The sequence below is a fragment of the Streptomyces synnematoformans genome (assembly GCF_039531005.1).
In the GTDB taxonomy this organism is placed as follows: domain Bacteria; phylum Actinomycetota; class Actinomycetes; order Streptomycetales; family Streptomycetaceae; genus Streptomyces; species Streptomyces synnematoformans.
The window spans coordinates 1-9896 of record NZ_BAAAPF010000267.1 but is presented as its reverse complement, the minus strand read 5'-3'; the positions used below and the strand labels follow the sequence as shown (position 1 = coordinate 9896).

Here is a 9896-nt window from a genome sequence, read left to right as displayed (position 1 = left end):
GCGCCGGCTGCCGGTCGCGGAGCGCCGGCTCCTCGTGGGCGCGGCGCTGCTCGGCACCGCGGTCAGCGCCGCGCTGATGGTCGCCACCCACGGCGGCCGGCACCCGGTGCCCGCCGCCGCCCTGGCCGCCGGGGCGGTGGCGCTGGGCGTGTGGTGGGTGCGGCTGCCGGCCTCCCGGCCGGTGACCTCCCTCGTACGGCGGCCGGCCCTCGGGCTGCCCGCGCTGGCGCTGCTGGGCAACACCGCGCTCGTCGGGCTGACCTCGTTCTCGCTGCCCTTCTTCATCAGCGACGTGCTGGGCCGCAGCCCGGAGCTGCTCGGCACCGCGGTCGGGGTCTTCGTCGTCGTCAGCGCACTGGTCACCCCGCTGGCCGGAATGCTCGCCGACCGCTTCGACCCGCGGTCGGTGGCCGCCGCGGGCGGCGGGCTGACCGTGCTGGCCATGGTGCCGATGCTCACGCTGGACGCGGGCGCCGGGCTGCTCGACGTCACCTGGCGGCTGTGCCTGGTGGGCGCGGCCATGTCCGTGTTCAACTCCCCCAACATGACCGCGATCCTGGCCGCCGCCCCGCCGGGCCGCGCCGGCTCCGCCGGCGGCGTCACCAACCTCGCCCGCGCCCTGGGCCAGACCGCCGGCCCGGCCCTCGCCGCGTTCGGCTGGAGCGCGACCGCCGGCGGCGTGGCCGGCTTCCGCACCGGGGTAGTAGCCCTGACCGGCTGCACCCTCGCCGCCTTCCTGGCCCTGCTGGCCGCCCGCGGCACCGGCCGGCCCGGCCGGGCACCGGGCTGACGCAGACGGCGGTGGCCGGGTGCCCTGGCCGGGTGCCCGGCCGCGTTCCACCGGTCCCGCGCGGGTCAGAGCCAGCCGGCGTCGTGGGCGAGGATGGCCGCCTGCACCCGGTTCGTCACGTCGAGCTTGCCGAAGATGCTGCTGACGTGGGCCTTGACCGTCGCCTCCCGCATGCCCAGGGAACGCCCGGCTTCGGCGTTGGACATCCCGCGGGCCACCGCGACGAGCACGGCCCGCTCGCGCCCGCTGAGCACCTCCAGCCGGTGGGCCGCCGCGCCCGGGTCCCGGGCCGCGATCGCGGCGAACCGCTCCAGCAGCCGGGTGGTGACGCGCGGGGCGAGGAGCGCTTCGCCGCCGTGGACGGTGCGTACGGCGGCGATCAGCTCGCGCGGCGGCGTGTCCTTGAGGAGGAAGCCGCGGGCTCCGGCGCGCAGCGCCCGGTGGACGTACTCGTCGAGGTCGAAGGTGGTGAGCACGACGACGGCCGGGGGCCGGGGCAGGCCGGCCAGGTCGGCGGCGGCGGCGAGCCCGTCGGTCCCGGGCATGCGGATGTCCAGCAGCACCACGTCGGGGCGGAGTTCGCGGGCGAGCACGACCGCCTCGGCCCCGTCGGCCGCCTCGCCGACCACCTCGATGTCGTCGGCGGTGTCGAGGATCATCCGCAGGCCGTGCCGGACGAGTTGCTCGTCGTCGGCGATCAGCACCTTCATCGGTGTCGCTCCTCGTCCACAGCGGGGCCGCCGCCGCCCGGCTGCGCGGGGCGGTCGGCGCCCGGTTCGGCCGCCGCGGCGTGCGGCAGGGTGGCACGGACCAGCCAGCCCGCGTGCGGGTCCGGTCCGGCGGTCAGCTCACCACCCGCCAGGACGACCCGTTCGCGCAGCCCGGTCAGCCCGTACCCGCCGGAGATACGCGAGGCGGCGGCTCCGGCACCGGCGCGGGTGCCGGTGGCGGGCGGTGCCGGGCCGCTGGCCACGCGCACGGTCAGCGCCCGCGGCCTCTGGTCCAGCACGATGCGGACGTCGCCGCCCGGGGCGTGCTTGCCCGCGTTGGTCAGGGCCTCCTGGACCACCCGGTAGGCCGTACGTTCCAGAAGGGCCGGCAGCTCGGCGCCGTCGCCGGTCCGCTCGCAGGTGACGGCCATGCCCGCGGCCCGCCAGTCGGCGACGAGCCGGTCCAGGTCCGCAAGCAGCGGCTGCGGCCGGGTCGGCGCCGCCCCGGTGTCGTCCCGGTCCTCGTCGCGCAGCACCCCCAGCACCTCGCGAAGCTCGGTGAGCGCTTCGCGGCCGGTGGAGCGGATCTGCTCGGCGGACTCGGCGACCGCCGGGTCGGCGGCCGAGACCTCCAGCCCGCCGGCCTGCAGCACCATGAGGCTGACGCGGTGGGCGACCACGTCGTGCATCTCCCGCGCGATGCGGGTGCGCTCGGCGGTGGTGGCGGCTTCGGCCCGCAGCCGCTGCTCGCGCTCCAGCCGCGCGGCGCGGTCCCGGAGGGTGGCGACGAGCCGGCGGCGGGTGCCGGTCCACAGCCCGAGGGTGACCGGCAGCACGCCGGCGACCAGGCATGCCGTGAGGGTGGAGCGGGTAAAGGCGCCGCCGCCGAGGCCGAGCACGTAGACGGCGGGGGCGGCGGCGGACCAGGCCGCCAGCCGCCGGCGGTCGGTGTGCCAGGCGGCGTAGCTGTAGAGGGCGACGGCGACGGGGGCGAGGTTGGCGAACAGCAGCAGCCAGAGCATCGCGACGGCCGGCAGCAGCTGCGGCCGGGTGCGCCGGTGGAGCACCGCCCAGGCGGTCGAGCCGGGTACGACCAGGCACACCAGCACCCCCGCCGGCCAGGTGCCGACCGCGGCCAGGACGCCGTCCGGCTCGTCGGCGAGCAGGCCGGGGAAGTGCCGGAAGACCAGGCTCGGCGTCCGGCTGCGGACGAGCCCGCCGTCCCGCTCCTCCAGCCCGCCCGGCATGAGCGTGAGGAGCAGGGTGACCGGGTAGCAGAGGGCGGCCGCGGCCACGTCCGCGCCGCGGTGCCGCCGCCACCGGCGCGGCCCCGCCCCGCCGGACGACGAGGCGGGGCTGCGGTGCGGCGTCATGTTCCCGAGCGTACGGGGCAGGTCAGGCATCCCGGCGCTGGAAGGCGGCGAACGCGGCGGCGAGGACGGCGGCGGTGAAGGCGCACAGCACGCCGAAGCCGGCCCACGGGTCCAGGCCCTCCTCGCTGTGGAGCACCAGCTGCAGCCCGGCGTTGGTCGGCCAGTACGTGTCGAAGGTCTCGGCCCACGACTCGGGCAGCGCGCCGCCCAGCGACGGCACCAGCACGATGATCGCGACGAGCAGTCCCACGGCCCCCGCGGTGAACCGCGCCAGCGCGCCCACGGCCAGCGCCAGCAGCCCCAGCACCGCGCTGTACAGCCCCACGCCCAGGACCGGACGCAGCACCTCGGCGGTGTCCCAGGTCTCCGGGGCGAGGTGCGGCATGTCCTGGCCGGCGAAGACGGCCTGGCCGGCGGCGAACATGCCCACCCCGGTCACCAGGCCCGCGGCGAGCGCGACCAGGGCGAAGACGACCGCCTTGGCCGCCAGCAGCCGCCCGCGCCGGGGCACGGCGGCGAGGCTGGTGCCGATGAGGCCGGTGGCGTACTCCCCCGTCACGGTGGAGATGCCCAGCACGGCGACGGCCAGCTGGGCGAGGATCAGCCCGTACAGCGACATGGTCATCGGCGAGAAATCCGCCCGTTCCGCCGCCGACATGTCCTCCCAGACGGCGGCGTTGCCCACCGCGATGAACCCGCTCAGGACGATGCCGATCACGGCGAAGGCGAGCAGCGTGTACAGCGTCGAAGGCAGCGTGCGCAGCTTGGTCCACTCGGACCGCAGGACGTCGGCGAAGCCCGGTGCGGCGGCGGCGCGGCCGGCGCCCGCGGCCGGCGGGCCCGCCGCGTCGATGCTGACCCGGCTCATCGGGCGCCACTCCCGCTCGCCTGGAACTCCACGTACTCCTGCGTCATCTCCATGAACGCCTCCTCCAGCGACGCCGCCTGCGGGGTGAGTTCGGCCAGTACGGTGCCGCCGCCCGCGGCCAGCGCACCCACGCGTGCGCTTTCCAGGCCGGTGACCAGCAGCGCGCCGTCCTGCCGGGCAGTGACGCCGCCGCCCGCGCCGGCCAGCCGGCGGGCGAACGGCTCCGCCGCGGCCTCCTCGGCGACCCGGACCAGGACCGCGTCCGTACCGCGGCGGCTCAGAAACTCCTCCGTCGAGGAGTCCGCGATGAGCTTCCCCCGCCCGATGACCACCAGGCGGTCCGCCGTGAGCGCCATCTCGCTCAGCAGATGGCTGGAGACCAGCACGGTACGGCCCTCGTCGGCCAGCTCGCGCATCAGCGTGCGGATCCACAGCATGCCCTCGGGGTCGAGCCCGTTGACCGGCTCGTCCAGCATCAGCACCGGCGGGTCCCCGAGCAGCGCGGTCGCGATGCCCAGCCGCTGCGCCATACCGAGCGAGAAGGCCCCGGCCCGCCGCCGCGCCGCGTCGGCCATCCCGACCAGCTCCAGCACCTGGCCGACCCGGCGGCGGCCGATGCGGTTGCTCTGCGCCACGGCCAGCAGGTGGTGGTACGCCGTCCGCCGCCGGTGCACCCCCTTCGCGTCCAGCAGCGCGCCCACCTCGTGCAGCGGCGCACGCAGGCCGTCGTAGCGCTGCCCGCGCACGGTGACGGTGCCGCCGGTGGGCCGGTGCAGGCCGAGGACCATCCGCATAGTCGTGGTCTTCCCCGCCCCGTTCGGCCCCAGAAAGCCGGTCACGTGCCCGGGTTCGACGGTGAAGCTCAGCTCGTCGACGACCCGCCGGCCGCCGAACTCCTTGGTGAGGCCCCGTGCCTCGATCACAGTGCTGTCCCTCCGGGTCGACGCGCCCCGTCTCGGTGCCGACCGGGCTGGTGTGACCACGCTAGGAAGCCGCCGGGTGCCGCCGCGTCACCCCGCGCACCGAGATCGCCCACCGCCGCACGGCCGAAGCCGCCGGGATGTCCCCGCCCTTCGTCGGCCCGTCCGCCGCGACTTTCGTCGGGGCCCCGCGCTCCGCGGCTCCCGCACCGACGAAAGTCGCGGCGGCCCCCGGAACGAAAGTACGGACCCGATCCCCCTACCGGCCGGACGGTGGGGCGTGATCTCGCCGCGCGGGGTGACGCGGTGCTGCACGGGTGGTTTCTAACGTGGCCGCATGATCTACGACGCCGATGCGCAGGTGCCCGCCGACGGTGTCACCGGGTGGGCCGCGGACCTGATGGAGTCGCTCGGCGCCGTCGGCGCCGGTGTCGCCATCGCGCTGGAGAACCTCTTCCCGCCGCTGCCCAGCGAGGTGATCCTGCCGCTCGCCGGCTTCAGCGCGAGCCAGGGCGGGATGAGCCTGTCCGGCGCGCTGGCGGCGACGACCGCGGGGTCCGTCGTCGGTGCGGCGGTCCTCTACGCGGTCGGCGCCCTGCTGGGCCGCGACCGTACGGTGGCGCTCGCCGCGCGGGTGCCGCTGCTGAGGCCGGCGGACATCGAGAAGGCGGAGGCGTGGTTCGCCCGGCACGGCGGCAAGGCGGTGTTCTTCGGCCGGATGGTGCCCGTCGTCCGCAGCATGATCTCGGTGCCGGCGGGCGTGGAACGCATGCGGCCGGCCGTCTTCCTCGCCCTGACCACCGCCGGCAGCGCCCTGTGGAACAGCGCCTTCGTCCTCGCGGGCTACGCGCTCGGCACCCGCTGGCACGACGTGGCCGACGGCGTCGGCGTCTACTCCAAGGCGGTGCTGGCCGCCGCCGCGCTCGCCGTCGTCCCCTTCGTCGCCCGCCGGCTGCTGCGACGGGGCCGGGGCCGCCGGGGCTCGGGGGACTGAACGTAAGCCCGCTCACATACGCGTGCCCCCGCCCGCTCCTACCGTCGAGACGGAATCCGGCACAGCCGACGAGAAGGAGCTGGTCATCATGGCTACCACGCTGCCGGTCTCCCCGAGAGTCGCGGTGATCCCCCTGCACGCGGCCATGGGCGCCGCGGCGGGTGTCGTCGGCGGCATCGGCATGGGCATCTGGATGTCCGTCTCCAAGCCGATGGCGGACACCGCCATGATCAGGATGGTGGCCGGGCTGCTGGGCTCCAGCAGCGCGGGCGCCGGCTGGTTCATCCACCTGGCCATCGCGGTGACCGCCGGCCTCGGCTTCGGGGTCCTGTTCGGCCACTACGCCAGGGGCCTGGCGCCGGGCGCGGTCCTCGGACTGGGCTACGGGGCGCTGTGGTGGGTGCTCGGCGGACTCTGGATCATGCCCGCCAACATGGGCATGCCCGTCTTCGACTGGAATGCGGTCACCCGTTCCAGCCTCGGCGCACACCTGGTATTCGGCCTGCTCGCCGGACTGGCCTACGCCTGCATCGCACAGGTGTGGCGCGTCCCCCGCACGAAGGAAGCGGACAGCCCGGCGAGAGCCGAACACACCGCCTCGGCCGGACGATGACCGGGACAGCGGGTGCGCCCCCGCACGGCTGCGGCACCCACCATCCGGGTGGTGCCGCGGCCGAAGCTGCCCCCGACGCAGACCCGGCGGCCTACTGTCTGACCCGGAGGACCGACGCGCTGGCCGCCCCGGCCTGGGGGGCCGCACCCCCGCCCTGGGCCCCCGGGCGACGCGAGGAGACCATCCGCATGATCGACGACGAGCCGCCCGGCCGCACCTGGTGCATGGTCGAGGTCGACATCTTCCGCGACCTCTCGGAGGCGGAGATGGACGCCGTCGGGGCCGCGGCGCCCATGAGGACGTACGCCGCGGGCGAGATGCTCCACTCGCCGTCCCAGCCCTGCGAGGTACTGTTCATCCTCAAGCGCGGGCGCGTACGCATCTTCCGCGTGTCCGCCGACGGACGCGTCCTCACCACAGCCATCATCAGCCCCGGCACGATCTTCGGGGAGATGACGCTGCTCGGCCAGCGCATGTACGGCAACTTCGCCGAGGCGCTGGACGACGTCACTGTGTGCGTGATGAGCCACGCCGACGTACGCACGTTCCTGCTCGCCGACCCCCGGATCGCGGCCCGCATCACGGAGATCCTCGGCCGCCGCCTCGCCGACCTCGAACAGCGCCTGTCCGACAGCGTCTTCAAGTCCGTCCCGCAGCGCCTCGCCACCACCCTGGTCACCCTGAGCAGCAGTACGGACGGCGCGAACACCCGGATCCTGCCCGGCACCCGCCACCCGCAGATCACCCTCACCCACGAACAGCTCGCCGCCCTCGCCGGCACCTCCCGGGAGACCACCACCAAGGTGCTGCACGAGTTCGCCGACCGCGGTCTGCTCCGCCTCGCGCGGGGCCGCATCACCGTGCTCGAACCGGACCGCCTGGTCGACGAATCCGGGTGAACGCGCCCCGCGAGCGCGCGGGGGTCACGGTCGGGCGCTGTCCGTTTCCGGTTCCGGCTGCTGCTCCGGCTCCGGCTGCTGCTCCGGCTGCTGCTGGCGTGGTACGTCGGAGGGCTTCGGCTTGTCCGTTCCGTCCCCTTCCGACATGCCGACGAGGTCCCCGACGTCGAACACGCGGGCAATCGGCACGTCCGTGCTGGAGTGGGCGACGATCGAGAACGCGATGCAGACCGCGATCAGCGTGAAGGCCTCGTCGCCCTCCGGGATCTGCGCCTGCAGCACCAGCAGCCCGTAGACCACCGACGCGAAGCCCTTCGGCCCGAACCAGGCCGCGGTCAGCCGCTCCCGCCGTTCGAAGCGGGTCCCGATCAGCGACAGCAGCAGCGACGCCGGGCGGACCAGCACGATCACCAGCACGGCCGCCACGTACCCGCCGAACGACAGGTCGCCGAACAGCTCCGGCGTCAGCAGCGCCCCGAACACCAGCAGCGCGGCGAACTTCGCCAGCTCCGCCAGCGACTCCCCCAGCGGCTCGAACGCGCCCTTGGCCTCCGGCGAGAGGGACGCGAGGACCGCGCCGGCGGAGAACGCCGCCAGGTAGGGGTTGGCGTGGGTCAGGTGGCAGACCGCGTACAGGATGACGCCCACGGCCAGCGGCAGCAGCGGCTGCAGCTTGGGCTCCGCGCCCAGCAGCCGGAAGCGCACCAGCCAGTTCACCACCGCCGGGGCGGCGATCCCCAGCGCGAGGCCGAGGACCAGCTCCAGGCCGATCTTGCCGAGGTCCGCCTCGGCCTCGTGCCCGGTCGGCGCGGCGGAGGCGATCAGGATGAGCACCACGGGCAGCGCGAGGCCGTCGTTGATGCCGCTCTCGACGTTCAGCAGCTGGCGCAGCCGCGCCGGCACCTCCTTGCGGCCGACGATCGCCGACGCGAACACCGGGTCGGTCGGCGCCAGCACCGCGCCCACCAGGAAGGACGTCGTCCAGTCCAGCCCCGCCGCGAAGTGCGCCAGCAGCGACGTGCCGACGAAGGCCAGCGGCATGCCGAGGGCCAGGGCGCGGGCGGGGTTCCGCCAGGCGCGGCGCAGCGCGGGGAACGAGACGTGCATGCCGTCGGTGAACAGCACGGCGAACAGGGCGAGATCGGCGGTGATCTCGACGATGTCGCTCTCCGGCCTGATGTGGATGAGGCCCAGGAAGCCGTCGCTGACCAGAGCGCCGCCGACCAGGAACAGCAGCGACGTGGAGAGCACGGAGCGGGCGGCCAGGCCCGACAGCAGCACCGCCACCAGCAGCGCGACTCCGAAGACCGCGATCAGTACCACGACAGAAACCCCCGACCAGCGAAAAGCCCGATCCCCTGCTCTCCGACCCGGCTCCCCAGCACACCGTCCGGGAACCCTATCCCATGCCTGCGCGCGCCTTACAGCCTCGGCCGCCGGCCACCGGGTTTCGCCGGACCGGGGCACGAACCGCGCGCCGGACGGCTCCGCGGCCCATACTGGTCTTCCGATGAAGAAAGCATCCGCGCCCCGGCGCCATCTCCCCACCAGTCCCTTCGAGGCACCCGCCGCCCCCGCGGCCAAGAGCTTCGCCCCCGGCGACCGGGTCACACACGACCGGTACGGCCTGGGTACGGTCCTCTCCGCCGAGGACGGCGTCGCGATGCACGTCGACTTCGGCTCCCGCCACGTCCGGGTCACCGCTCCCTACGACCACATGGAAAAGCTCTGACGACGCACCCGTGAGCCACGCGCCGGGGGCACTCCGCCCCCGCGCGGCGGTTCCGCGCCGGATGCCGCCGGTCGAAAATGCCGTCAGTCGACACGCCGTCAGTCGAACGCGCGCTGCAGCAGCCGTGCGATCCCCCTGACGCCGCGCCCGAGCCAGCCGACCACCCCCGTCGCCACGCCCGTGTCGACGGCGGTCACGGCCACGTCCGTACGGTCGACGCCGGCACGGCACCGCGGACAGGAACGGGGCCACCGGCGCTTGCGTATGCCGCACTTCTTGCACGTTGCCATGCTCCGCATTCTGCCCTGCCGGGCCGCCCCTCTCCGCCGCCGGGCGGTACGTCGTACGGGGTCCGCCCCGCGGCGCGTCGTACGGGACCGGCGTCAGCGCGGCGGCGCGGCCGTCGAGCCCCGCGGCGGGAGCCGGGCCGGCTCCTCCTCCGCGTCGCCGACGGGCTCGCCGGAGATCACGGCGAGCAGCGCCGCCACCGCGCGGGCGCCGTACGCGGCGACGTCCCGGGTCACCGCCGGCAGCGCGGGGCGTACGACCCGGGTGAGCGGCGAGTCGTCCCAGGCCACGACCGAGAGGTCGGCCGGGATGTCGAGCCGCAGTTCGTGGGCGACGGACAGGGCGGCGACGGCCATGATGTCGTTGTCGAAGACCAGCGCCGTGGGCCGCCGCGGGTCGATGAGCAGGCGGCGGGCAGGCCGAGCGCCGCCAGCGCCGGCACGCGCGCGTCCGCGGCGTGCAGGTCGACCAGGAGCACGCCGTCGACGCGGCGCTCGCCCCACCAGCGTTCGTACGCCTCGACCTCCCGCTCCGGCCCGTCGACCAGCTGCAGCATCAGCGCGTACGACCGCTCCGCCAGGGCGCTTTCCACGCCGCTGACCAGCTCCATGAAGAAGGGCTCGACGCCGAGGACCTGCGCCTCGGCGCTGGGCGCGCGCGGCCGGGCCGGGACGGCCGCCGCGGCGGCGGGGAGCTCGTGGCCGCGTTG

General features: G+C 75.1%; 12 protein-coding genes. 6 read left to right on the top strand and 6 right to left on the bottom strand.

Annotated features, from left to right (window positions below; genetic code table 11):
* A partial coding sequence (locus tag ABD317_RS28385) for an MFS transporter (protein WP_344293333.1) occupies window positions 1-790 on the top strand: 790 nt, incomplete at its 5' end.
* A 65-nt stretch (window positions 791-855) separates the two neighbouring features.
* On the opposite strand, the gene ABD317_RS28380 is transcribed toward ABD317_RS28385, so the two are convergent.
* Genes ABD317_RS28380 through ABD317_RS28365 form a run of 4 tightly spaced genes read right to left on the bottom strand, consistent with a single transcriptional unit; the run spans window position 856 to window position 4664 of the window.
* Window positions 856-1500 carry a response regulator gene (locus tag ABD317_RS28380; RefSeq protein WP_344293331.1) on the bottom strand — a complete coding sequence of 215 codons (645 nt, stop codon included), beginning with the start codon at window positions 1498-1500 and terminating at the stop codon, window positions 856-858.
* Window positions 1497-2873 carry a sensor histidine kinase gene (locus tag ABD317_RS28375; protein ID WP_344293329.1) on the bottom strand — a complete coding sequence of 459 codons (1377 nt, stop codon included), beginning with the start codon at window positions 2871-2873 and terminating at the stop codon, window positions 1497-1499. Before ABD317_RS28375 ends, ABD317_RS28380 begins: the two co-directional genes overlap by 4 nt.
* A 22-nt stretch (window positions 2874-2895) precedes the next feature.
* Window positions 2896-3741, bottom strand: coding sequence for an ABC transporter permease (locus ABD317_RS28370; protein WP_344293327.1), 846 nt, complete (start codon window positions 3739-3741; stop codon window positions 2896-2898).
* The gene (locus tag ABD317_RS28365; protein WP_344293325.1) at window positions 3738-4664 is read right to left on the bottom strand and encodes an ATP-binding cassette domain-containing protein; all 927 of its coding nucleotides are present in this window, start codon (window positions 4662-4664) and stop codon (window positions 3738-3740) included. The genes ABD317_RS28370 and ABD317_RS28365 overlap by 4 nt, the downstream gene beginning before the upstream one ends.
* 397 nt (window positions 4665-5061) lie before the next feature.
* On the opposite strand from ABD317_RS28365, the gene ABD317_RS28360 reads away from it, so the two are divergent.
* From ABD317_RS28360 to ABD317_RS28350, 3 genes are all read left to right on the top strand, one after another.
* A complete protein-coding gene (locus ABD317_RS28360) occupies window positions 5062-5655 on the top strand; it encodes a DedA family protein (RefSeq protein WP_344293335.1) in 594 nt (197 codons plus the stop codon).
* Window positions 5656-5743: 88 nt separating this feature from the next.
* Window positions 5744-6268 carry a hypothetical protein gene (locus tag ABD317_RS28355; RefSeq protein WP_344293323.1) on the top strand — a complete coding sequence of 175 codons (525 nt, stop codon included), beginning with the start codon at window positions 5744-5746 and terminating at the stop codon, window positions 6266-6268.
* 188 nt (window positions 6269-6456) lie between these two features.
* Complete coding sequence (locus ABD317_RS28350; protein WP_344293321.1) at window positions 6457-7167, top strand: Crp/Fnr family transcriptional regulator; 711 nt, start codon at window positions 6457-6459, stop codon at window positions 7165-7167.
* Window positions 7168-7191: 24 nt separating this feature from the next.
* Here ABD317_RS28350 and ABD317_RS28345 read toward each other — a convergent pair whose 3' ends face one another.
* Window positions 7192-8490, bottom strand: coding sequence for a cation:proton antiporter (locus ABD317_RS28345; RefSeq protein WP_344293319.1), 1299 nt, complete (start codon window positions 8488-8490; stop codon window positions 7192-7194).
* A 187-nt stretch (window positions 8491-8677) separates the two neighbouring features.
* Here ABD317_RS28345 and ABD317_RS28340 point away from each other — a divergent pair, with 187 nt between their 5' ends.
* Complete coding sequence (locus ABD317_RS28340; RefSeq protein WP_027752731.1) at window positions 8678-8899, top strand: hypothetical protein; 222 nt, start codon at window positions 8678-8680, stop codon at window positions 8897-8899.
* A gap of 383 nt (window positions 8900-9282) precedes the next feature.
* Here ABD317_RS28340 and ABD317_RS28335 read toward each other — a convergent pair whose 3' ends face one another.
* Window positions 9283-9690 (bottom strand): substrate-binding domain-containing protein, encoded by a 408-nt coding sequence (locus ABD317_RS28335; RefSeq protein ID WP_344293317.1) that lies wholly within the window; start codon window positions 9688-9690, stop codon window positions 9283-9285.
* On the opposite strand from ABD317_RS28335, the gene ABD317_RS28330 reads away from it, so the two are divergent.
* The coding region (locus tag ABD317_RS28330) for a hypothetical protein (protein WP_344293315.1) at window positions 9645-9896 on the top strand (252 nt) is incomplete at its 3' end. The genes ABD317_RS28335 and ABD317_RS28330 overlap by 46 nt on opposite strands.